The 22,179-nt window shown below is 62.8% G+C and carries 19 protein-coding genes; 11 read left to right on the top strand and 8 right to left on the bottom strand.

Annotation, left to right across the window (positions count from 1 at the left end; all coding sequences use genetic code 11):
- Nucleotides 1-563: 563 nt before the first annotated feature.
- Nucleotides 564-1,895 carry an integrase arm-type DNA-binding domain-containing protein gene (locus tag YUA_RS0128290; RefSeq protein ID WP_027533727.1) on the bottom strand — a complete coding sequence of 444 codons (1,332 nt, stop codon included), beginning with the start codon at nucleotides 1,893-1,895 and terminating at the stop codon, nucleotides 564-566.
- A 578-nt stretch (nucleotides 1,896-2,473) separates the two neighbouring features.
- Between YUA_RS0128290 and YUA_RS0128285 the strand changes: the two genes are divergently transcribed.
- Nucleotides 2,474-3,490, top strand: a complete 1,017-nt coding sequence (locus YUA_RS0128285; protein ID WP_156947284.1) for a DUF3592 domain-containing protein — start codon at nucleotides 2,474-2,476, stop codon at nucleotides 3,488-3,490.
- A gap of 126 nt (nucleotides 3,491-3,616) precedes the next feature.
- Nucleotides 3,617-4,006, top strand: coding sequence for a GNAT family N-acetyltransferase (locus tag YUA_RS0128280; RefSeq protein ID WP_051383425.1), 390 nt, complete (start codon nucleotides 3,617-3,619; stop codon nucleotides 4,004-4,006).
- 696 nt (nucleotides 4,007-4,702) lie between these two features.
- Here the strand turns inward: YUA_RS0128280 and YUA_RS0128270 are convergent.
- From YUA_RS0128270 to YUA_RS0128255, 4 genes are all read right to left on the bottom strand, one after another.
- Complete coding sequence (locus YUA_RS0128270) at nucleotides 4,703-5,467, bottom strand: class I SAM-dependent methyltransferase (RefSeq protein WP_027533723.1); 765 nt, start codon at nucleotides 5,465-5,467, stop codon at nucleotides 4,703-4,705.
- A gap of 230 nt (nucleotides 5,468-5,697) precedes the next feature.
- Nucleotides 5,698-6,180: a transcription elongation factor GreA gene (gene greA / locus YUA_RS0128265; protein ID WP_027533722.1), complete on the bottom strand. Its 483-nt coding sequence runs from the start codon at nucleotides 6,178-6,180 to the stop codon at nucleotides 5,698-5,700.
- Between the two features lie 155 nt (nucleotides 6,181-6,335).
- The gene (locus YUA_RS0128260) at nucleotides 6,336-6,815 is read right to left on the bottom strand and encodes a hypothetical protein (RefSeq protein ID WP_027533721.1); all 480 of its coding nucleotides are present in this window, start codon (nucleotides 6,813-6,815) and stop codon (nucleotides 6,336-6,338) included.
- 162 nt (nucleotides 6,816-6,977) lie between these two features.
- Nucleotides 6,978-7,334, bottom strand: a complete 357-nt coding sequence (locus tag YUA_RS0128255) for a hypothetical protein (RefSeq protein ID WP_027533720.1) — start codon at nucleotides 7,332-7,334, stop codon at nucleotides 6,978-6,980.
- 458 nt (nucleotides 7,335-7,792) lie between these two features.
- On the opposite strand from YUA_RS0128255, the gene YUA_RS0128245 reads away from it, so the two are divergent.
- Nucleotides 7,793-9,337: a heme peroxidase family protein gene (locus YUA_RS0128245; protein WP_027533719.1), complete on the top strand. Its 1,545-nt coding sequence runs from the start codon at nucleotides 7,793-7,795 to the stop codon at nucleotides 9,335-9,337.
- 492 nt (nucleotides 9,338-9,829) lie between these two features.
- On the opposite strand, the gene YUA_RS0128240 is transcribed toward YUA_RS0128245, so the two are convergent.
- Both YUA_RS0128240 and YUA_RS0128235 read right to left on the bottom strand, forming a co-directional pair.
- On the bottom strand, nucleotides 9,830-10,360 hold the full coding sequence (locus YUA_RS0128240; RefSeq protein WP_027533718.1) for a hypothetical protein: 531 nt from the start codon (nucleotides 10,358-10,360) through the stop codon (nucleotides 9,830-9,832).
- A 238-nt stretch (nucleotides 10,361-10,598) separates the two neighbouring features.
- Complete coding sequence (locus tag YUA_RS0128235; protein ID WP_027533717.1) at nucleotides 10,599-12,146, bottom strand: acetolactate synthase large subunit; 1,548 nt, start codon at nucleotides 12,144-12,146, stop codon at nucleotides 10,599-10,601.
- 270 nt (nucleotides 12,147-12,416) lie between these two features.
- Here YUA_RS0128235 and YUA_RS0128230 point away from each other — a divergent pair, with 270 nt between their 5' ends.
- From YUA_RS0128230 to YUA_RS0128220, 3 genes are all read left to right on the top strand, one after another.
- Nucleotides 12,417-12,992, top strand: a complete 576-nt coding sequence (locus tag YUA_RS0128230; RefSeq protein ID WP_027533716.1) for a L,D-transpeptidase — start codon at nucleotides 12,417-12,419, stop codon at nucleotides 12,990-12,992.
- Between the two features lie 198 nt (nucleotides 12,993-13,190).
- Nucleotides 13,191-14,006, top strand: coding sequence for a DUF2927 domain-containing protein (locus tag YUA_RS0128225; RefSeq protein WP_027533715.1), 816 nt, complete (start codon nucleotides 13,191-13,193; stop codon nucleotides 14,004-14,006).
- 163 nt (nucleotides 14,007-14,169) lie between these two features.
- Nucleotides 14,170-14,829, top strand: coding sequence for a peroxiredoxin (locus tag YUA_RS0128220; protein WP_027533714.1), 660 nt, complete (start codon nucleotides 14,170-14,172; stop codon nucleotides 14,827-14,829).
- Between the two features lie 46 nt (nucleotides 14,830-14,875).
- On the opposite strand, the gene YUA_RS0128215 is transcribed toward YUA_RS0128220, so the two are convergent.
- Nucleotides 14,876-16,003 carry a threonine synthase gene (locus YUA_RS0128215; RefSeq protein ID WP_027533713.1) on the bottom strand — a complete coding sequence of 376 codons (1,128 nt, stop codon included), beginning with the start codon at nucleotides 16,001-16,003 and terminating at the stop codon, nucleotides 14,876-14,878.
- Between the two features lie 233 nt (nucleotides 16,004-16,236).
- Here YUA_RS0128215 and YUA_RS45260 point away from each other — a divergent pair, with 233 nt between their 5' ends.
- From YUA_RS45260 to YUA_RS0128190, 5 genes are all read left to right on the top strand, one after another.
- Nucleotides 16,237-16,683: a hypothetical protein gene (locus YUA_RS45260; RefSeq protein WP_051383420.1), complete on the top strand. Its 447-nt coding sequence runs from the start codon at nucleotides 16,237-16,239 to the stop codon at nucleotides 16,681-16,683.
- A 260-nt stretch (nucleotides 16,684-16,943) separates the two neighbouring features.
- The gene (locus YUA_RS0128205; RefSeq protein ID WP_027533712.1) at nucleotides 16,944-18,200 is read left to right on the top strand and encodes a GTP cyclohydrolase II; all 1,257 of its coding nucleotides are present in this window, start codon (nucleotides 16,944-16,946) and stop codon (nucleotides 18,198-18,200) included.
- A gap of 7 nt (nucleotides 18,201-18,207) precedes the next feature.
- On the top strand, nucleotides 18,208-19,446 hold the full coding sequence (locus YUA_RS0128200) for a URC4/urg3 family protein (protein ID WP_027533711.1): 1,239 nt from the start codon (nucleotides 18,208-18,210) through the stop codon (nucleotides 19,444-19,446).
- Nucleotides 19,447-19,503: 57 nt separating this feature from the next.
- The gene (upp, locus tag YUA_RS0128195) at nucleotides 19,504-20,133 is read left to right on the top strand and encodes a uracil phosphoribosyltransferase (protein ID WP_027533710.1); all 630 of its coding nucleotides are present in this window, start codon (nucleotides 19,504-19,506) and stop codon (nucleotides 20,131-20,133) included.
- 242 nt (nucleotides 20,134-20,375) lie between these two features.
- Nucleotides 20,376-22,145 carry an adenylate/guanylate cyclase domain-containing protein gene (locus YUA_RS0128190; protein WP_027533709.1) on the top strand — a complete coding sequence of 590 codons (1,770 nt, stop codon included), beginning with the start codon at nucleotides 20,376-20,378 and terminating at the stop codon, nucleotides 22,143-22,145.
- The last annotated feature ends 34 nt before the right edge of the window (nucleotides 22,146-22,179 follow it).

Genomic DNA, 22,179 nt, shown 5'->3' with positions numbered 1-22,179 from the left:
CAGACTGGGCGAGCTGCCAAGGACACCGCGGGGGCAAGATGCGCTATGGCGCGCTCTCGGCTGTCTAATGTGCAAGGCTTGATGCCGCCCGCCCTTCATCTGCCCGGGTCGGTGAGCGACGAGACTACGCGTCGTTCGTCCGATTCGTACGCTACGGCACCCAGCAGCCGCACCTGCGCTCTAGATTTCTTTTTTGCTGGAGAGACTTGCGATCCTATTACCCAGACCGGTCGAGGTTCGGTGGGGAGACATGGACGGCAAGGACGAGAGAACTCGGGTCGAGGCGGTAGGGTCGCCAGATCGCACGGAAACGCCGCGGCCCACGAAGCGCCGTCGCAAGAACCGTGGCATGCCGCCGCCCGCCCCGTTCGATATCGATACGCTGCCCGGCAGCTCTAATTTGACGGCATTGGAGGCAGCTGCCGTTGTCCGGCGCACGCCCGGCGCGCTGGAGCTGTGGCGGCGGCACCCGAACCACCCGCTGAAATGGCGTTACGTCGATGGCCGGCCGCTCTATCGTGTCGACGCAGTACGCGACTATCTGGCCCAGCGCAATAGAACCACTAAGACGCCTCAGCCGCATAATGCTCACGGAGACGGCCGAGGAGCTCGGCCTTGATCGGGTCAAGCGGGTTCGTCCGCTGCAGGCGCACGATTTTGCCGACCCGTTTGGCGCCAACCAACTCCGCAATGTAGTCGTGAGCCGCTTCGAACGCCATCTTGCGGATGATCCACTGTTCGTCGTGATTGTATACCTGATCGATTCCGCTTGGCTTTTGCCCAACACACAACCGCTGGATCTCGTTGTCGTAGCCACAGCGTGACATGATGGTGCGCAGGCTGCGCCTTAGATCATGCATGGTGAACTTAGCGACGCTCGCTTCCTTGACCAGGCGGTTGACCATCTTGGTGAAGCCGGACATCTGGCCGCCGGTCTTCGGTGACGGGAAGACATAGTCGGAGGTTGCCCGCTGGAAATGTTTCGCGGCCGCGAGCACCTCGTCAACTAGGTGAGTGCGCGGAACATCGTGGTGCAACCCCATCTTGGTCCATGCCGCATCGAAGGTGATACGGTCGTCCATGATGTGCTTTCGCCACTCGACCATGGTAGGCTCGCTGCGGCGCGGGCCACCAAGCAGGCACATGCGTGCCAGGAGACCGAAAGCCCCGAGCTTGCCGCATGCATCCCAGACCTTGATGATTTCCTCATCGGTCAGCGCGCGACCCTTCGTTCGGCGTCCGACTCTTTGCGCGCGGGTTTCCTTGGGCGCGCGATAACCGGCGAGCACGTTGTGCTCGAGGTAACCTTCGCCGACACACCATTCGAGGAAGGTATGCACGTGCTTGCGCAAGTCCCTAGCTGCACCGCGCTTGCCGGTCTTGGCAATCTTGTCGACCGCAGCCATGATCTGCCGTCGCGTCAGGTCCCCTACACCGCTTTCGGCGTGATCCTTGAGCCCGCGCCGCAGCGCCGACATTGCTGGCTTCCAGTTGACGACTTGACGTTCGGTCAGGGACGTCTGGTAGGGACCATCTTCAACAATGAGGGCCTCCAGCGTGGCGCGCTGCTTCTCGGCTGCCTGTAGCCGCCTCGCCTCGCGCTTCGCGTCGTTCGGGTCCAAGCCCTTGACGACCTCGCCTGCGGCGATGGTGGCGGCCTTGCGCGCGGCCTTCTCATTATATTTTGGCCACGCGCCGAGGGTCTTGCGCTGGGTCCCCTTCATCCCCGGCTTGGTGAAGAGGTAGACCCAGGTCCGGCCGCCGGTGGCGCGCATGCGCAAGGCGAGGCCGGGCAGCTTGTCGTCGTGGAGATAATGCTGCGCCTTTCCCGGCGGCAGCGTTGCATTGCGGATCACCGCATCGGTGAGTGTCAGGTGGTTTGCCGGCTCCGTCATGATCCTTCCCTCTCTCTGTGCCCAGGTGTGCCCCGCAAGGAGCGGTCAGCCCTCAAACAGCACCGGGTCTCAGATCTCCCTCGTTTTTTGTGCCCCAAGGGAAAATCCATGGCGGGCACAACGGGGGCATACAAAATGTAGCAAGGTCACCTATGGGCTCTTATGGCCATAAGGGACCATAACCTCTTCAATGAAAGGAACTTTTAAATTTCAACTATGGCCGGATTTGGTTAGCTCAGGTCTACGGATTGTGGTTCACACGGGAGAGGTCCAAGGTTCGATCCCTTGTGCGCCCACCATTCATCATCCTGAAGCCGACCGGTTGCGGACGATCTCTGGCGCGCGGTGGCTTTCGCCACCCGTCCGATCGCAAACGTCGAAAACAACCCCATGCACAGTAGCCCGACCTCAATCGGAACAATGGGTTACGACTTTTCCGAAATATGATTGACACGTCGGGCAAAACAGCGGCTGGATGGCGTCATCCGGGACGCGGCCTCGCGTCGAGGGCCGATCCTGCTCCGTGAACCGATGGCGTGGCCGCCGCGACCAAGGGCGGCCACCTATCGGAGCCCAAGATGCTTTCCTCGACCGCCTTGATCTGGACCATCGTTATTGCCGCCGTCTGCTGGTTGATCGCCATCGGTCAGCTACGCGCCCTTTACAGGTCGGTCGGAGACAGTTCCGCGCAACGCCGTTGGTCGGTCGCGCAGGGCAAGATCACGGCTTCCAGGCTTGGCGCATCGCCGACCCATCCGTCGGGTCTTGATCCTGCGGAAGCGGGCGCCGTCATGCGCTATAGCTATCGTGTCGGTGGCAAGGACTACGAAGGCGACGGGTTTCAGATCGGCGGCAAGATGCGCGCCGGTGGCCTGATTGCCAAGGCACTCGTCAAGAAATATCCGGAAGGCCGCGACGTCGACGTCTACTACGATCCGACCGATCCGGCGCGCTCTGCGCTGGACAAGAAGGACAGTGCCACGCGGCCGACGATCGTCGTCTTCGTCATTTTGTTCACCGCGATCGCGGGCATCCTCACCGCGCACGCCATTGCCGGCAAGATGATCATGATGCCGAACGGACTTCCGATGTTCGTGCTTGGTCTGCCTTCGGCCGCGCTGCTGGTCGCCGCCGGCGCCTTCGTGGCCTATTTCAACCAGCGTCGCGATTTCAAGGCGAGCGCATCATGGCCGGCCATTCCGGGCAAGATCGTCAGCTCGGACATCATCGAAGATATTGAACGAACCCGTGACGACGATGGCCGCGAAACCGAAAGCACGACCTACCGCCCCGACATCCGCTTCGCCTACCATGTCGGCGACGCTTACTACACCGCGGATACGTGGAAGGTCGGCGGGATCGTTGGCTCCGGCTCGCCGAAATACGCCCAGGGTGTTGTCGCTCGCTATCCCGCCGGACGGGGTGTGAAGGTCTACTATAATCCAGCATCGCCCGATGTCGCCGTACTCGATCCCGCAAACCGGGACGGCGCGGCACTGCCGCTGATCTTCGGTCTGGCGTTCGGTTTGGCCGGCGTCTTGTTCATGTGGCTGTTCACGCACGGCCACTGGGTCAATGCGGCGACACGCACCTGATCCGCGCCAGCAAAAGAAACAGCGTCCATAAGAATTGCGGGGGTCGGCGGTGGATTGCTAAAGTGGGCGGGCACGAGGAGACGGAATTTGACTACAATAGTCGAGATCCGGGCTACGGATCCGCTTATGTCGGCGGTATATGCCTTGCGACGCGAAGTGTTCGTCATTGAACAAGGTGTCCCGGAAGAACTTGAAGTCGATGAGGACGACAAGATCGCCGCTCATCTTGCCGCATTTTCTGACGGCCGCGTCATCGGGACGCTGCGCATCCTGCGCAATGAGCGTACGGCGAAGATCGGCAGGATGGCGGTATCGGCGCCTTCACGGAAAGAAGGGATCGGACGAGAGTTGATGGAATTCGCCGCGGCCGCTGCCTCCCGCGACGGCGCCGAGGAAATCGTTCTGGCAGCGCAATTCACGGCACGCGAGTTTTACAGAAAGTTTGGGTACATAGAAGAAGGAGCGGCGTTCGACGATGCAGGCATATTGCATGTGATGATGCGTAAGGAATTTTAGCCTTGAGTTCCGAGTGTAATTATCCGAGCGCAACCGGCGCAAGATGGCAACACTGCGACCTGACTGCTCGTGGCCTTCTGCAACTTCGGGGAACATCCTAAGCCACTGTTGGGAGTGACCGGACACCAGTCGACCAGCCCCTTAATGAGTGTATGCCCTAGGTTAGAGAACGATTTCAGCCTCGCCGATGAGGCGCCCTTCCCACAAAAAGAAGCGCTCACATGATCTGAGCGAAGCAACTGCTTCCGCGCCAGACAAGAACACGAAGCCCAGCCGTCGCCGCTCGCCCGGCATCATTTCGCTTTGGAGCAGCGGGTAGCCGTCCCAACCTTCCTTAAGACTATCGTCCTTGCTGCACGGACAACCCCAACCAAGCCCTATTGGGCCTCTCCGTCCTCCCGCTTCGGTCGGATACAGGTACAGGTCGACTGTGAGGTCAGGCGATCGGCGAGCGAGGCGTTCTCGCAAAATATTCTCTCGTGTCATGGCGCTCAATAGCACACGGCGACCGGCGAGCGCCATCTCCGCTAACAGCGCAATGCGCGATCGACAGATCTCCTGCGTGCCTGCACCGGCAACGTTGCCGACGGCTTTGTCGGTCGACGACTTCGCGAGCTCAGCGACAAACGAGAGCGGCCCCGTCTTTCGGGGCCGCTTCGTCCTCTCTAGTGACAACACGGATCCACTACGCCCGCCTCACGCAGATGGAAACGGATTTGCGGTCTTGGTGTATTTCAGCGCGCCGATGCCAAAACCTTCCTGGCTGCGGTTCTGGATGAATTCCTTGTGCTCATAGTGCGGCGACAATTCGCGCCATAGCTGCGGGACGCCGCCGGCCCAGGCGCTGGTGTTGCCGCTGGACTCGCAGATGTCGTGGAACAGGATGATCCCGCCTTCGCGAACAAAATGCCGGTAGCAGAGAAAGTCCTGCTTGACGCCTTCGTAGCGATGATCGCCGTCGATGAACAAGGTGTCGATCAACCTGCCATTCAGAAACTTCTCGATCCGCTTGACGGTGTCATCCGCGTAGGAGGGCATGTCGAAAAAGGTCCATTGCTGCTTCGGCGTCGCGAGCAGCTTCAGCATTTCCTTGTTCTTCACGTGCAGATCGATGCAGACCATCGTCTCCATCGTCGGCAGAAATCGTCCGAACAGGAGCGAGGTTCCGCCGTTCAGCGTTCCGATTTCAACCACGAGCTTCGGAGCGGAGGCTGCGATGTGGTCAAGCGCCGACGAAATCTCCGTCTCGATCTGGCAGGAGCCTGTGCCCATATGCTGCTTGGTGAAGTCGATGACGTCCTGCACGCTCGATGCGCGCTCGTACTCGCCGATGATCTCGTCGCGCTTCTGGGTATTGAATTTGAGGCGCAGTGCAGGTCCACTGTCGGCCAGACGCTTCTTGACCTGTCTGACCGCGAGGACGGCTGGATGAAATTTCAGTTCCGTGAGTCGCTCGTTCAAGGCTTTGCTTAACGGCATTATCGAACCTCAATTCACTGAGAGCCTGCCCCGCAAATATAAGCGCCACGATCGTTTCAAATTTGGGGCAGCTTAAGGTTTTTGTTCGACGGCCGGGTGAACCGAGAAGCCGCCACGCTCAAGCGCAATGAGATCGGGCCTGAACGTTATCGCGCTCCAGGCTGTTGTTTGCGCATGATCTTTTCGGAACGCGCATTGTTCCGCATCCTGCTTCAGGCGATCGCGAGAATCTCGAGTTCCTGAGAGCCGGAGCCCACGACATCGCCAACCGCCTTCGCCATCAGCGACTTCGCAACCGGGGATACGAACGAAATCGACCCCGCCTTCGGATCGGCTTCATCCTCGCCGACGATGCGATAGGTCTGCACGCGGCCGTCGGCGCGGCTGAAGGTCACCGTGCTTCCGAAGGCGACAACATCGGTCGACGCCGGCTTGGGCACCAATTGCGCGGTGCGCAGCCGTTCGGTCAGATAGCGCACGTCGCGCAAGGGCACCGCCGACTGCCGGCGCTTTTCGTTGACCTCATCGATGGCTTGCGCGGCTTCATAGGCCTCGTGTGCGTCCTGCAGCTGCTTCTGCAAGGCCTGCAGGCCCGCCTCCGTCACGAGGTTCGGATGCGGCGAGATCGGGCGATCCGGCAACAGCGTCTCGGAGGCCGTCTCGGCGCTGTCTTCTTTGGTAAAGGCGACGCTCATTCGTAAATCCTGGCGAACAGTTTTGCGGGATTGTACCAGACTTGCAGCATCATGGAGTTAGGTTCGATCGATTGCCCCGGGAGACACCTCTCCCCGGCGGGGAGAGGTGTTCGGAGATCTCGGCTCGCATCGATTCAACCCAATCTCATTGAGCTTTATATCTCAAGTTCGACGAAACGGCGCAGCTTGAAGACGAGGTCGGGCAGGGCCTGGCGGAACCGGGTCGCATTCTGGAACGTGGTCGAGAACGGCGCGAAGGTGATCATCGCGTTCCAGTGCCGATAGCCGTAGACCGTCACCGAGACGCCGGAGGCCGGAAAACCCTCGATCCTGCGCAACTCGCCGAGCACCAGATCGGCAATCGCGTCCGCCGGCAGAAGCCGCTTGCCGTCCGGCGTCAGGGGTTGACTGGACGCAACCGGCTTCGGAGCCGCGACCGCTGCATCGGATGCATCCTGGAGCTTCGGGGACTCCGCTTCCGGGATTTGCGCTACGTCCGCTATCGGTGCGGCCGCCAGCGCGGCCGGCATGAAGTCAGCAAGCGGCGGCGGGCTGGCGGCCTCTGCGCGCTTGTTGCCTCCGAGGATGCTGCTGATCATGGCCACAAGGCCGGCATCCTTCGCGTCGTCACTCATCTCGGCTTCCCCTCGGCTTGGCCAAGTGTAACACCGGCACCGTAGACCGCCACAGGATCAGTCGATCAGATCACGCCATCGCTGCTGCATGGCTTCCGTTGCATGGCTTTCGTTGCACCACGGCGCAAGACGGGGAAGCACCTCGCGCCGCGGTGCGATCGCTCACTGCTTCTCGAACGGAATATATTGCTGGTACTGCTTCGGCACGGAGCTGCGATAGCGCGCCGGAACGGTGCCGCTGTCGACCGAATGGTCGATCTCCTGCTGCCGCGTCATCTTCTTCTTCGCCGGCTTCTTCTCGGCACTCTTCTTCGAGCCGGCCGGCGCCGTCGAATTGTCGGTGGTCGCAGCCGGCGAGGAGGTTGCGGCCGGCGCAGTGGTCGCAGCAGGCGCCGTCGTGGTGGCCGCAGCGGCCGGCGGCGTGCCACCCGCGGCGGGCGCGCTCTGCGCCAGCGCGAGCGGTGTCTGCAGGATGAGCGCCAGCGCCGCAGTCGCAGCCAGCAAATATGATTTTTGCATCAGAACCTCCAAAATGCCTGATCCCCAATGACGGAAGCGTAGTCCCGCGGGATCGACGCGTGCAACTCCGCCGAAGATAGGGGGGACCCGGGCCGCAAACTGTGGCCGAGATCACATTACCCGTGTCGGCGCCGCTGCAATTTTTACGCGAACACGATGTTGGCTAGGACAAATCGCTTCGCCGATTAGGTCGGCGAAGCTGACATTGCTTCGCGTCGCGATGTCCGATGACGAGAAAGTTATTCGGCATCGATCCGGGAAAATTTGCAAAGCGCATCCGCAGCTTGATGGCAACGCTCGCTCATGGAACCGCATCGACGTCGCGCGATGTGTGAAGCAGCGCATTGCGACGCAGAATTCAACGATCTAGCTTCACATGCAAATTTTATCACGAACAACTTTAGCTTTAGTTGCTTGCCGTCGTAACTTTTCATCGTAACTTTTCTTGGAGGTACTTTATGAGCAGTCGTCATGCCATTACACCCCGCGGTCTGAACGCCACCCGTTCGCCGCTGTCACAGGGCCGCTTCGGCCGCATGTTCCGCACTCTGACGCCGGCGAAATTCGGCCCGAACGAGGCCGACAACGTCGCCAATCTCGCAGCGCTCGCCGACAACATGGTCGGCGATTTTGATCCGCCCAAGGACGGCCCCGATGCCGAGGAGAGCGGCATTCCGGCGCTCTACACTTATTTCAGCCAGTTCATCGATCACGACATCACCTTCGACCCCGTGAGCTCGCTGACCAAGCAGCAGGATCCGGACGGGCTCGTCGATTTCCGCACGCCGGCGCTCGATCTGGACAATCTCTACGGACGCGGTCCGAACGACCAGCCCTACATGTACGACAACAACGGCAAGTTTCTGCTCGGCGATCCGCTGACCGGCACCGGCGTATCCAACGCATTCGACCTGCCGCGCTTCAAGGGCCGCGCGCTCATCGGCGATCCCCGCAACGACGAGAACAGCATCGTCTCGCAGTTCCAGGGACTGATGCTGCGCTTCCACAATCGCATGGTCGACGACAATGACACGCTCTCCATGCAGGACGTGCAACAGCGTGTCCGCTTCCACTATCAATACGTCGTGCTGAACGACTTCCTGCCGCGCATCGTCAATGCCGGCGTGCTGAACGATCTCAGGACCGGCGGCCATTACGATCGCAGCAGGCTCGCTTACTATCACTGGAAGACTTATCCGTTCATGCCGGTCGAGTTTTCAGTTGCGGCCTACCGGCTCGGGCATTCCATGATCCGGCCCGGCTATCGGCTGAACGACGCCGACAACATGCTGCTCCAAATCTTCCCCGATCCCAACAATCCCGACGCCAACGCGCTGACCGGCTTCCGCGCGATGGGCCCGGGACGCGCGATCGACTGGGGGCGATTCATCGACATCGACACGCGCGCCTATGGCGTCGAGGACGACAGCACCAATCCAGACAACAAACGGCGGCTCCAGCTCGCCTATCGCATCGACACCTCGCTGGTCGATCCGCTGCGCAGGCTGCCGCCGGAGGTCGCCTCCAATCCGGCATCGCTGGCGCTTCGCAATCTCGAACGCGGCTGGCGGCTTGGCCTGCCTTCGGGCCAGGCGGTCGCCAGGGCGATGCACCTGACGCCGCTGACCGACGAGCAGATCGTCATCGGCCGGGCTGTCGACAACCCCGACCCGACGGGCGATCCGCAAGTGCCGATCGCCTCGATTGCCAACGGCGTGTTCAAGGGCAATTGCCCGCTCTGGACCTACATCCTCGCCGAAGCGCGTCAGTTCCAGACCGCGGTCACGATCCCGGCCACAGGCGCGCCTGCGGCTGGAATCAAAACGCCGCAGCTCGGGCCCGTCGGCGGCCGCATCGTCGCCGAAGTCTTCCTCGGCATGATGTTCGGCGACGCCTCCTCCATGCTGTCACTCGACCCGAACTGGGCGCCGGTGACGGGCCCCGATTTCCGGCTGAGGGATCTCGTGACCTACGCGCTGGGCCAGGGCGCTCCGCTGCATTGAGCTGGCGGCGGTCGATAACGCGAAGGCCGCTCGCACCACGTGGGCGGCTTTTGTTATCGCGCGCTAGCATGATGCCCCGACGGAGGTGCGTTCCCTCCCCCCTTGTGGGGGAGGGCTAGGGAGAGGGGTGGCCCAGCAACAGGTTTCGGTTGTTGATGATGCATCGAGGCGGATGCGCGACGGAGAGAATCCCCGTGTGGTGCCCCCCTCCCCGCCCTCCCCCGCACGCGGCAGGGCAATCGCATATGAAAAATTGTCCCTGCGGCCATCCTTCGAGACGCCCGCTTTGGGCGGGCTCCTCAGGATGAGGGCGGAGTATGCGGCAGCAGTTTCAAAGGGGCACTGACGCTGGTTAGCCTCATCCTGAGGANGCGCGTAAGCGCCGTCTCGAAGGACGAGGCGTGCGCGCAGGTCGCCGCAACGAGTCATATGCGATTGCCCTGCCCACAAGGGGGTAGGGAACGGAGAGAGCCTTGATTCGACTTCAACCCATCACGACGCCGTTTTCTGCGCGGCCCCGAAACCGCTTTCCTTTAGCCGCTCCGCGAACCAGAGCGACAGCGGCTGATCGACGGCGCCGCTGACATAGACTTCCGACATCGTCACGTTGTGCCTGTCCAGCACCAGCAGCACGCCGATCCAATAGGCGAACCAGACATGCGGATCGGTCAGCGCCATCAGCTTGTGCTGGTCGTGATCGAGCGAGGTGTGATTGCTCGCCTTGCGGATCTCGACGGTGAGCAGATTGTTCGGGATCTCGCGCTGGTGCACGACGATGTCGGGATAGATCGACTTGCCCAGATGATCGTCGGTCGAGATGATGGTGCCGTGAGGCAGATGCAGTGTGCGCTCACCGAGCCGGTCGTAATTGCAATCGACCGACCAGCCCGAAAACTGCCGCTCGAGATAGACGGCGAAACGGTGCGTGATCGCACGCTCGCCGATATCCTTCTCGAACAGGAATGCCTCGTGGGCGTAGAAGTCCCGGAGCGCCGCGATCACCTTGTTCAGCTCGGTCTGCATCATGCCTCCCGACCTATCCGGCGCTCCTGGTTGCGCCGCCAACGCCTTTCGTGGCGAGTAGCGCGCGTACGCGCTACGCCTTAGGTGTCGTCCCGGCGAAGGCCGGGACCCATACCGCGAGGTCTGTCGAGTGCGTGCGATGCGCGACCGGCCCCTGAGTCTTCGCCAAACTTCTCCCTGGGGTTATGGGTCCCGGCCTTCGCCGGGACGACGTGGAGAGAGCTCAGCCAACCAGACCCTACATCTGCACTTCGATCAGCCGCGGCCCCGGCTCGGCGACGGCTTCCGCCAGCGCCTTGTTGAACTCGTCGGCGTTGGTGACGGCGCGGCCGGGTACGCCCATGCCCTTCGCCAGCGCGACGAAATCCAGCGTCGGGCGGTCGAGCCGGAGCATGTCGTTGGCGCGCTGGCCGGGCTCGCCGGCGCCGACATTGTCGAACTCGCCGCGCAGGATCTGGTAGATGCGGTTGGCGAACACGATGGTGACGACGTCAAGGTTTTCGCGGGCCTGCGTCCACAGCGACTGGATCGTGTACATCGCGCTGCCGTCGCCGACCATGGTGATGACCTTGCGATCGGGGCAGGCGATCGCGGCGCCGATCGACAGCGGCGTCGAGAAGCCGATCGAGCCGCCCATGTTCTGCAGCCAGTCGTGCGGCGCGGCGGCGGCCGTCGGCGGGAAGAAGCCGCGGCCGGTGGTGAGGGATTCATCGACCATGATCGCGTTCTCGGGGATCGCACATGCGATCGCCTGCGCGATCGAGGCGAAGGTGAGCGCGCCGGTCGGCTTGACCAGCTCCTGCAACGCCTGCGGCTTGACGTCCCTGGCGCTGGCCTTCACGGCACCGGCGAGCGCTTCGAGTGCTGCGACCGAATTCTCACCCCAGGACGTCATGCGATGGACGTCGCAGCCCTCGGGCTTGAGCATGCTCGGCTTGTTCGGATAGGCGAAGAACGCCACTGGATCGTCGGACTCGACCAGCACGATGTGACGGAATTTCGCCAGCATCGGCAGCGCGTTCTCGATGACGTAGTGGATGCGGTCGATCGAATAGCGGCCGCGGCCACGCGCCATCTTCGGACGGAAGGTCGGGCCCATGACCGTGCAACCAGTCTTCGCGGCAATGCGCTCGGCCAGCGCCAGGCCCTTCTCGCTCAGCGCACTGCCGGTCATCAGCAGCAGCGTACCCTCGCCGTCGCCGTGCAGGATCTTTGCGGCCTGCTCGACCGCCTGCGGCGAATAGCTGGCGCGCTGCTGCTCGGCCGGCACTTCGGCGATGCCGTCGGCCTCGTTCCAGGCGGTGTCGGCGGGCAGGATCAGTGTCGCGATCTGCGGCGGCGCGCTCTTGGCGGCGGCGATCGCGGCGGCGCCGTCAGCGGCGACCGATTTGGAATCTGGAGAGGTGCGGACCCAGGACGACATCGGCCGGGCCAGACCCTCGATGTCGGAGGTCAGCGGCGCGTTGTAGCCGATGTGGTAAACGGCGTGCTGGCCGACGATGTTGACGATGCCCGAATTGGCCTTCTTGGCGTTGTGCAGATTGGCAAGGCCATTGGCGAGGCCGGGGCCAAGATGCAGCAAGGTCGAGGCCGGCGTGCCCTTCATGCGGAAATAGCCGTCGGCAGCTCCCGTCACCACGCCTTCGAACAGGCCGAGCACGCAGCGCATGCCCGGCACACGGTCGAGCGCTGCGACAAAATGCATCTCGGAGGTGCCCGGATTGGTGAAGCAGACGTCCACCCCGCCCTTGACCATCGTCCGCACCAGGCTTTCCGCACCGTTCATTCTGTCTGCTCCCGCAACCGGCCATTTCCAGTGATCCGTCCGGTCAATCATTGTTCGCGGGCCCCGTCAAAGCAATAGCCGGCATTGCGGCCCTGCCCCGCAGGGTAACCTGCCGGCTTGGCTAATGCTTTTTCGGTAAATTAGCGCGGTTGCCGATTTGGTAACGCCAACCGCAGGAGAGGACGCCGCCTCACGGCCCCGTGGCTTGCGGAACGTGCGCGAATATGGATTCTGGCTTTCGTTGAATCGATTTTTTTGCTGGGGGAAACGATGACACGGTTTTTTGCCGCACAGGTGACCGCAATCGCGCTCTTGCTGGCTGGTGCGGCCGACGCATCGGCGGCGGGGTTGATAGACTTCACAGGCACCAGTTCCACCGGCTATCTCGGCGGCGGCGCGAGCCCGATCTCCCGCTCTACCGTCATGTATCCGACAAAATACGCGCCGGGCACCGTCGTGGTGAACACCGCCGAGCGGCGGCTCTATCTGGTGCTCCAGGATGGCCAGGCCCTGCGCTACGGCATCGGCGTCGGCCGCGACGGCTTCCGCTGGGGTGGGGTGCACAGGATCACGGCCAAGAAGGAGTGGCCGGATTGGACGCCGCCATCGCAGATGGTCGCCCGCCGGCCCGACCTGCCGCGCCACATGAAGGGCGGCATCGAGAATCCACTCGGCGCGCGCGCGATGTATCTGGGATCGACGCTCTACCGCATCCACGGCTCCAACGAGCCGGAGACGATCGGCCAGGCGGTGTCCTCCGGTTGCTTCCGCATGACCAATGACGACGTCACCGACCTCTACGGCCGCGTCGGGGTCGGCACCACTGTGGTGGTGCTCAACAACTAAACGCACGCAAGCTTCCGTAGGGTGGGCAAAGGCGCACTTGCGCCGTGCCCACCACGTATCCGCAGATTCGATCAAAATGGTGGGCACGCTTCGCTTTGCCCACCCTACGGCGCTGCGCTTGAAAGCGGCGGGAACCCGCAGGGCGCGTGAATTTGCGGACTTGTGCGCGGCCTGCGAATACGGCAGCGTTGAGCAACGATGAGCGCATTGGTCCCGCCCTCGGCTGCCCTTCGCTTCGCCCTGCTGGCGTTTGCAGCGCTCACCTGTGTGCCTGACGCCGCACCCAAGGCGACCGCCGGCGAGCTGCCCGCGATCGCCTCGCGCCAGCGCGCCGAGAAGAAGAGCTTTACCGACGCCGAGATCGTCGACGGCTTTCTGAAGACCGCGTTCGGCGCCGAATACCACCTCGCCGGCCGCGTCGACCGCATCCGCAAGTTCGACGGACCGGTGCGCGTGTTCGCCGAGAGCGATCGCGCCGACCGCAAGGCGCAGCTCGCAAAGGTCGTGGCCGATATCGGCACACGCGTGCAGCATCTCGACATCGCCATGACCGACACCAGCGAGGCGGCGAATGTGCGGGTGAAGCTCGTGCGCGACCGCGATCTCTTCCGCACCATCTCGAGCTTCTACGGCGCGGAGAAAGCGCGCGAGATCCGCACCTCGCTCGATCCGCAATGCCTGTCCGGCTTCCGCAAGAACGACAATTTCGAGATCGAGCATTCCGACGTCATCCTCACCGTCGACAATGGCGACTTCACCTTCCTCGACTGCGCCTATGAGGAGCTGCTGCAATCGCTCGGCCCCATCAACGACACCGCGAGCGTGCCGTGGACGATGTTCAACGACAATGTGTCGATGGGCTATTTCGACGTCTACGACCAGTACATCCTCAACCTGCTCTACGACCCCCGCATCAAGCCCGGCATGACCGTGCTGGAGGTGCGGTCGGTGCTGCCCGAAGTGCTCACCGACGTGCGCGCCTGGGTCAAACGCGTAAACGATCTGAAGGAGTGAGGTTTCTCACCTCCCCTCGCGTTTAAGAATTTTTTCAGAAGCCCGCCATGACTTCCGGCCTGCACAAGCGCAAGCTTGCGGCCATTCGGCCGCGAGGATGCGCCCGCAATCCGCGGTCCGCACGGACGAGACATCAGAAACAATCAGCACAAGGACACGTGTGATGACGCTCGCACTCAATGACATCGCGCCGGATTTCGAGGCGCAGACGACCGAGGGCACGATCCGTTTCCACGACTGGATCGGCGATTCCTGGGCGGTGCTGTTCTCGCATCCAAAGGATTTCACACCGGTCTGCACCACCGAGCTCGGCTACATGGCCCGGATCAAGCCCGAGTTCGACAAGCGGAACGTGAAGATCATCGGCCTCTCGGTCGATCCGATCGACCGTCATGCCGGCTGGGCCGCCGACATCGCGGAGACGCAGGGCACGGCGCCGAACTTCCCGATGATCGGCGACACCGATTTCAATGTCTCGAAACTGTACGGCATGCTGCCCGCCGCCATCTCGGGCGATCCCTTGAAGCGCACCGCCGCCGACAACCAGACCGTCCGCAACGTGTTCGTGATCGGGCCGGACAAGAAGGTGAAGCTGATCCTGATCTATCCGATGACCACGGGCCGCAACTTCGACGAGGTGCTGCGCGTGATCGACTCGCTGCAGATGACCGCGAAGCACAAGGTGGCGACGCCGGTGAACTGGAAGAACGGCGAGGACGTCATCATCGCGGGCTCGGTGTCCGACGACGACGCGAAGAAACAGTATCCGGACGGGTGGAAGTCGCCGAAGCCCTACATTCGCATCGTGCCGCAGCCGCGCTAAGGCCGGCTTCGCGATCCGGGCCGGCTCCCCCCGGGGCCGGCCCGGATTATTGCACGAGATCGGCGACGGTGGTCGCGGCCTTCAGCCCGGTGCCGGTGAGAACCGCGACCGTGGTCTCGTTGGCCTTGATGGCGCCAGTGGCGGAGAGTTTCTCCAGCGCCGCGGCCGCGCTGGCGCTGGTGGGCTCGGCGAACAGGCCCTGCCGCGCAAGACGGCGAAGCGCGGCGACGATCTCGTCCTCGGCGAGCGCAACGGTGCCGCCGCCGCTCTCGCGGAGTGCTGCGATGATCTCGCGCAGCCGCAGCGGATGCTTGATCGCGGTGCCCTCGGCGATGGTCTTGTTGACCTCGCACGCCACAGGCGTGTCGACACCGGCCTTGAAGCTGGCATCGATCGGCGAGCAATTGAGCGGCTGGGCCGCGAACAGGCGCGGCAACTTTGCGATCTGCCCCGCCTTGAACAACTCGCGGAAGCCGAAGGCGCAGCCGAGCAGGCTGCTGCCGGCACCGACGGGCACGATGACATTGTCAGGCGCGCGAAAGCCGAGATCTTCCCAGATTTCATAGGCGAGCGACTTGGTGCCTTCGAGAAAGAACGGCTGCCAGTTGTGGCTGGCGTAAAAAGTCTGCTGCGATTGGCGGATCGCCTCGGCCTCCGACTCCTCGCGCGGGCCTTCGACGAGCTGCACCTCGGCGCCGTAGGCGCGCACCTGCGCGATCTTGGCCGGCGAGGTCGAGGCCGGCGCCAGAATCTTCACGCGCATGCCGCCAGCCGCGCCAAGCCCTGCCATCGACGAGCCGCCATTGCCGGACGAATCCTCCAGAATGGCGTCGACGCCGATCTGCCGCAGGAACGACAGCATCACCGCCGAACCGCGGTCCTTGAAGCTGCCGGTCGGATTGAACCATTCGAGCTTGAAGAACGGACGCAGATCGCCCCACCCCTGCTGCACGAGCGGCGTGCAACCCGCACCGAGCGAAATCGGATCCTTGATCTCCACCGGCAGCGCCGCCCGGTAGCGCCAGAGCGACCGCGCGCCGCTGTCGATATCCGCGCGCGAAATCCCCGCCCCCGGCGTCACCAGCAGCGGCGTGCGCTCGTCCGAGCACCAGCGCGGCTCGTGAAGCGGATAGAGCTTTCCATTGCGGGGATCGATGTAGCTGGCGGCAGACATGGCGGTCTCCGGGGCAGAGGCGATCCGGTCGATATGTCTGAATATGCAGGTTTTATCCAGTCACCTGTTTGGAGGGTGTGGACGCAGCCAATTTGTGCAATATGGCTATCTCCTCGCGGGAAGCGTGCGGACGGGCGATGACGGTTCGATGGACCAAAGGCTACAGTCAGGATGAGATCGATCGTGCACAAGATTGATTTGGCCTGACTTTTCCGCCGGACCTGGTTGGCCTCTTGAGAGAGAAGCAACCGGTCGAAGGACACGACTGGAATGACGACGCTGCAATCAGGCGGGCGCTCGACTTTCCTCTCGCCAGGCTGCTCTCCTCCATCGAGCGCAATCCGTTCTGGTGGCCGGAGTGGGGAGAACGACCTTCCGATATGCAGGCCCGCAAGGAGGTCGTGCGAGACGTCGTCTCCCACGCCCCCAAACTGATTCCCTTGATCGGCCATCGCTACCTGCCCGAGGAGCCGCATGAGTCGGGCAACCCGGTATTTTCCGTCTTCGGCTTCGACACAATCTATTACGGGACGGATTTGGATGACTATTTCAAGCGAGAGAACACCACACACGATCTCCGGCTACCGCTAAGTCAGTTCAAACAAATCCGCTTCTGGTCCGACCTCGTCGCGCGAAACGGCTATAGCCTGGAGGAGCTTGAGAAGAAATTGGATCGATAGCTAGGGGCTCGCTTGGGCCATTCACGGAACGCCGTCTCTTTAAAAATTCGAACAATTACATAGATATAGGGGGCATTCTGGCGTTGTTCGTCCATCGGGACGAGGGTGGGAACGGCCTCTAGCAGCACCCCACGATTAACTTGTCTGTCGTGGCTGGCCGCTACAATATGTTGGATTGCGTCGCCGGGACCCTGTTCCGGCAGCGTGAGTGAGCCAGGCCCGTCCGAGCGGCGGGCCGTTGGCTTTTTGGGAGTTTGGCCATGAGCCGCGCGAACCGTACCGACCACATCCGCCTCACTTCGCACCCGGAGCCGGGCCGCAAGGCCGCCTTTCCGATTCACTGGGGCGCAGCCGATGCGCGCGCCCGCGGACCGATCATCGGCACAGTGTCGCGCGCGCAGGACCGCAACGTGATCGGCAGCCATGGCGGCTCCTACGCGATGTACCGCGCGCTCGCCGTCTCCGCCGGCGCGCTCGATCCGATCCGCCGTCCCGACCTCACCAACACGTTTCCCGCCGCGACCATCGGACCGTTTGAGCAGTGGCGCGATCCCGCGAAAATCGTCGCGCTCGATCCCTGGGGCCATCTGGTCGCTGAGAATTTCGGCAAGGACATCGCCGAGGGCATCGATATCCGCCCGAGCATCGCGGTGACGCGGGCGCGGCTCGACCTGCCCGAGATCCGCGAGGCGCTCGCCGCAAAACGGCTGCGCGCCGACGGCGAGGTCGTGCATGCCAATGGCAGCGTCTCCGTGGTGAAGATCGCGATCGATCCGGTCTGGTATCTGCCCGGCCTTGCCGAGCGCTTTGCGACCGGCGAGACCGAGCTGCGCCGCACGCTGTTCGAGCAGACCGCCGGCATGTTCCCCGAGCTGGTGACCCGGCCGGACTTGAAGGTGTTCCTGCCACCGATCGGCGGCACCACAATCTACATGTTCGGCGACGTCACCAAGCTGCCGGACCATCGTACAAAAATCACCTGCCGCGTGCACGACGAGTGCAACGGCTCCGACGTGTTCGGCTCTGACATCTGCACCTGCCGGCCCTACCTGATCCACGGCATCGAGGAATCCGCGCGTGGCGCGCAGGAGGGCGGGCTCGGGCTCGTCATCTATAACCGCAAGGAAGGCCGCGCGCTCGGCGAGGTCACCAAATTCCTGGTCTACAATGCGCGCAAGCGCCAGGAGGATGGCGACGCCGCCGCCGCCTATTTCGAGCGCACCGAATGCGTCGCCGGCGTCCAGGACGCGCGCTTCCAGCAATTGATGCCCGACACCATCCACTGGCTCGGCCTGAAGCGCATCGACCGCTTCCTGTCGATGAGCGACATGAAGTACGACGCACTGACCTCGCAGGGCATCGACATCGTCGAACGCGTGCCGATCCCGCCGGAGCTGATCCCGGCCGACGCCTATGTCGAGATCGCTGCGAAGAAGGCCGCCGGCTATTACTCGACCGACATTGCGCCCGAGAAGGACGTCGACGGCGTGGTCGGACGTTCGCTGGAAAAATACTGATCGATTGATGGCGGACGTTTTGGAACAAGAGGCACGCGCGCTGCTCACCGCCAAGGCGGTCCGCGCGCGCGCCGGGCAAATGCTCGACATTGGCCTGCACGACGGGCTCACGCATTTCACCATCGATCTCGATCGCATGGATGGCGTTGCGGACGCGGTGCTGGCCGTTACGCGAAAAGCCTATCCGACGCTCGACATTCCTTTCCATGCGCGGTGGCGGCATTTTGTGTTCGGCGGCGTCGACCGCTGGGCGCAATTGGCTGACGCAGCACCGTGGCCTAATCGGGCGGCGCGGGCGCGCGCGGAGTTCGACCTCGCCATCGTCAGCGTGCTGCTCGATGCCGGCGCGGGCGCGACGTGGCGCTATCGCGACGCTGTAAGCGGACAAGGCATCGGCCGCTCCGAGGGGCTTGCGCTCGCGAGCCTCGATATGTTCGTCGGCGGCCTCTTTTCCGCCGATGCGCACGCACTGTTCAGGGTGGATGCCGGCGTGATCGCCAAGCTGCCGCTCGCCGCGCTCAACTCAGCCTTCCAGGCAAGCGACGCCAATCCGCTGCTCGGCCTCGACGGACGCACCGATCTGCTGCGGCGCTTGGGCAAGCAGGTCGCGGCGCGCCCCGATGTGTTCGGCATGCACGACATGCCGCGACCGGGTGGCCTGTTCGATCACATCGCCGCGCAGGCAACGAACGGCGCCATCCCCGCGCCCGCAATTCTCTCCGCGGTGCTGAACCAGCTCGGACCGATCTGGCCGTCCCGACTCGAGCTAGCGGGCGTCCCACTCGGCGATTGCTGGCGTCATCCGGCGATCAAGGCCGATGATGCGACCGCCGGCCTCGTGCCGCTGCACAAGCTGTCGCAATGGCTGAGCTATTCGCTGATTGGACCGCTCCAGCGCGCCGGCTTTGACGTCACCGACATCGACGGCCTGACCGGGCTTGCCGAATACCGCAATGGCGGCCTGTTTGTCGATCACGAGGTGTTGCGCCTGCGCGATGCCGCGGACGTCGATCTCGCGCATGCGGTCGACTCTCTGCTGGTGGTGGAGTGGCGTGCGCTGACTGTCGCGCTGCTGGATCGTGTTGCCGAACTTGTTCGCGCCAGGCTCGGTCGCACGCCGCAGTCGCTGCCGCTCGCCAGTATCCTGGAAGGCGGCACCTGGGCCGCGGGCCGGGCCATTGCGTTTGCGCGCCGTCCCGACGGTTCACCGCCGCTCAAGGTGATCAGCGACGGCACGGTTTTCTAATCCATTCATCCGCAGCGTAGTTCATTGCGTATCGATGAATTTCAGGAGCATCCGATCATGGAAGGCGTCACGATCGTCGATCATCCGCTGGTGCAGCACAAGCTGACGCTGGTGCGGGACAAATCGATCTCGACAAAGTCGTTCCGCGAGCTGATCAAGGAGATCGGCATGCTGCTGTGCTACGAGGTGACGCGCGACCTGCCGCTCACTGACACCGTGATCGACACGCCGCTGGCGACGATGCACTCGGCCAAGATCGCCGGCAAGAAGCTGGTGTTCGTGCCTATGCTGCGCGCGGGCACGACCTTCGTCGACGGCATGATGGATCTGGTGCCGACCGCGCGCGTCGCCCATATCGGCCTCTACCGCGAGCCGCAAAGCTTTGCCGCGGTCGAGTATTTCTTCAAATCCCCATCCGATCTCAGCGAGCGCCTCGCGATCGTGGTGACGCCTGTCGTCGCGACCGCCAACACGGCCGTGGCCGCCGTCGACCGCCTGAAAGAACGCGGCGCCAAAGACATTCGCCTCGCCTGCCTGATCGCCGCGCCGGAGGGCCTCGAGCGCCTGCGCGGTTTGCATCCGGACGTGCATATCTGGACCGCCGCGGTGGATGAAGGCCTCGACGAGAACGGCTTTATCCTGCCGGGCCTCGGCGACGCCGGCGACCGCGCTTACGGTACGCGATAACCGACGCGGCAAACCGCCACACCGATCCGCTCTGTCTTTAGCGGCGGACAACTTGCAGCTGTGTCCTGCCTGATCGTGCAGACGAAGCGAACTTTCGATCGCCACAATCCGCCCAGATTGTGGCGCCCTTCCTTTGCGACTGCGATGAAGGTATCCTTCTTGAGGCCGGCAGCCATTGTTCCATATTTTGCGGACGCGTTCATAGAGTTACATTCGTAGAGTTACATAGAAGTATCAGTCATATGACCCCATCAGTGCCGGGAGTTCATCGACGCCTAGCGGCAGTCCTCGCAGCCGACGTGGTTGGGTATACCCGATTGATGGAAGCGTACGAGATCGACACTCACACGCGGCTCATGCAGTTGCGTTCGGAGATCCTCGACCCCGGCGTTGCTGCGCTACACGGGACAATTGTCAAGAATACCGGCGATGGTTTCCTGGCAACCTTCGATACCGCGCGAGATGCGACGCGCTGTGCTCTTTCACTGCAGGAATCGGTAGCCGCGAATACTGCGGCGATGCCCGCGGACCAGCGCATCAGCTTTCGCATGGGGTTGAATGCCGCCGACATCATCGTTGAGAAAGATGACGTCTATGGCGACGGCGTCAACATTGCGGCACGTCTTCAAACCTATGCGCAGGCGGGCGGCATCGTCGTTTCGGGTGCAATTGCGGAGCAGCTCGGCAAGGATTTCGACGTCAACGTTATAGATCTTGGCGATCTGCATCTTCGCAATATGGGTCGACCGGTCCGAGTCTATGCACTCCACCCGCCCGCGCAGCCCGCAAAGCTTGTCGGGGAAGCGCTTGCGGGCCAGGAGCCGCGCCCCTCGATTGCCGTTCTGCCGTTCCGAATGAATCTCTCCAACCCCGACGAGAGCTATTTCGCGGACGGCATTGTCGACGACATCATCCGCGGCCTCGCCGGGCTCAAGGAGCTGTTCGTCGTATCGAGAGGAGCCAGCCTTGGCTTTGGCGGCCGCAATATCGACGTGCGCGAAATCGGCCGTCAGCTCGGCGTTCGTTACGTCCTCTATGGAGGGGTGCAACGAACAGCGACGGCTATCCGCATCGGGACCGAACTCAGTGACGCCGAATCGGGAGAGGTCATTCGTTCGGATTTGCACGAAGGCGATCCCAGCGAACTGTTTGCTCTTCAGGATCGGATTGCCATCAGTGTCGTAAGACAGATCGCGCCGCAGGTGCGCGAGCGGGAATTGATGCGCGCAATGCGCAAGCATCCGCAGAATCTGACCGCTTACGAACTCGTGCTGCAGGCATTCGACCTTTTGTACCGTATGGACTACGATTCGTTTTCGAAGGCTCGGGGCCTGCTCGAGCAGGCGATATCGCACGACCCCAATTACGCTCTGGCCTATTCCTACGCCGCTCTCTGGTACGTGTTCCGGATGGGAGAAATGGGATCGCCGGATCCGGACGGCGACGCCATCGCCGGCGCCAAATATGCGGCGGAGGCCATCGCACGAGGCGGCGACGACGCATTCGCGTTAGCGGTGCATGGCCACGTCCAGTCATTTTTGCTCGGCGATTTTCAAAAGGCAAAGATTGTGCTGCAGCGTGCGATTGCCGCCGGCCCGAGTTCGGCCATGGCCTGGACGATGGCAAGCGCAACGTCGGGCTTTCTGGGGGATGGCGCTGCGGCCGTGCGCCAAGGTGAGCAGGGCGTGCGGCTCTCCCCGCTCGACGCCCGCTCGTTCTGGCACGAGGGACTACTGGGGCAGGCTCACTACGTCAATGGCGACTACGAACAAGCATTGGAGTGGGTGCGCAGTGCGGTGAGCCGCAACGAGCTCATCCGCTTCAATCAGCGCCTTCTCATCGTCACGCTCAGCGCGTTGGGCCGTGGTGAAGAGGCCGCGCAGGCAGCGCGTCGCTACCTGCATATTCAACCGGATTTCCGCATATCATCCTATGCGAGACGCTGCCCATTTCGCGGCGCTGCATTGGAAACCTGGCTCGGGCACCTCCGATCCGCGGGGCTTCCCGACTGATGCTGACTGCTGGCGACAACTTTCAAAAAGGGCA

The organism is Bradyrhizobium sp. WSM3983 (genome assembly GCF_000473045.1).
GTDB lineage: Bacteria > Pseudomonadota > Alphaproteobacteria > Rhizobiales > Xanthobacteraceae > Bradyrhizobium.
Note: the sequence above shows the minus strand (reverse complement) of the source record. Positions and strands in the feature narration are given on the sequence as shown.

Coding starts and splice junctions, on each gene's coding strand:
- upp (WP_027533710.1), top strand. CDS start 19,504: ATGGAAGGCGTCACGATCGTCGATCATCCGCTGGTGCAGCACAAGCTG.
- YUA_RS0128260 (WP_027533721.1), bottom strand. CDS start 6,815: ATGAGTGACGACGCGAAGGATGCCGGCCTTGTGGCCATGATCAGCAGC.
- YUA_RS0128190 (WP_027533709.1), top strand. CDS start 20,376: ATGACCCCATCAGTGCCGGGAGTTCATCGACGCCTAGCGGCAGTCCTC.
- YUA_RS0128200 (WP_027533711.1), top strand. CDS start 18,208: ATGGCGGACGTTTTGGAACAAGAGGCACGCGCGCTGCTCACCGCCAAG.
- YUA_RS0128205 (WP_027533712.1), top strand. CDS start 16,944: ATGAGCCGCGCGAACCGTACCGACCACATCCGCCTCACTTCGCACCCG.
- YUA_RS0128285 (WP_156947284.1), top strand. CDS start 2,474: ATGCTTTCCTCGACCGCCTTGATCTGGACCATCGTTATTGCCGCCGTC.
- YUA_RS0128225 (WP_027533715.1), top strand. CDS start 13,191: ATGAGCGCATTGGTCCCGCCCTCGGCTGCCCTTCGCTTCGCCCTGCTG.
- YUA_RS0128215 (WP_027533713.1), bottom strand. CDS start 16,003: ATGTCTGCCGCCAGCTACATCGATCCCCGCAATGGAAAGCTCTATCCG.
- YUA_RS0128290 (WP_027533727.1), bottom strand. CDS start 1,895: ATGACGGAGCCGGCAAACCACCTGACACTCACCGATGCGGTGATCCGC.
- greA (WP_027533722.1), bottom strand. CDS start 6,180: ATGAGCGTCGCCTTTACCAAAGAAGACAGCGCCGAGACGGCCTCCGAG.
- YUA_RS0128255 (WP_027533720.1), bottom strand. CDS start 7,334: ATGCAAAAATCATATTTGCTGGCTGCGACTGCGGCGCTGGCGCTCATC.
- YUA_RS0128220 (WP_027533714.1), top strand. CDS start 14,170: ATGACGCTCGCACTCAATGACATCGCGCCGGATTTCGAGGCGCAGACG.
- YUA_RS0128280 (WP_051383425.1), top strand. CDS start 3,617: ATGTCGGCGGTATATGCCTTGCGACGCGAAGTGTTCGTCATTGAACAA.
- YUA_RS0128245 (WP_027533719.1), top strand. CDS start 7,793: ATGAGCAGTCGTCATGCCATTACACCCCGCGGTCTGAACGCCACCCGT.
- YUA_RS0128240 (WP_027533718.1), bottom strand. CDS start 10,360: ATGCAGACCGAGCTGAACAAGGTGATCGCGGCGCTCCGGGACTTCTAC.
- YUA_RS0128230 (WP_027533716.1), top strand. CDS start 12,417: ATGACACGGTTTTTTGCCGCACAGGTGACCGCAATCGCGCTCTTGCTG.
- YUA_RS0128235 (WP_027533717.1), bottom strand. CDS start 12,146: ATGAACGGTGCGGAAAGCCTGGTGCGGACGATGGTCAAGGGCGGGGTG.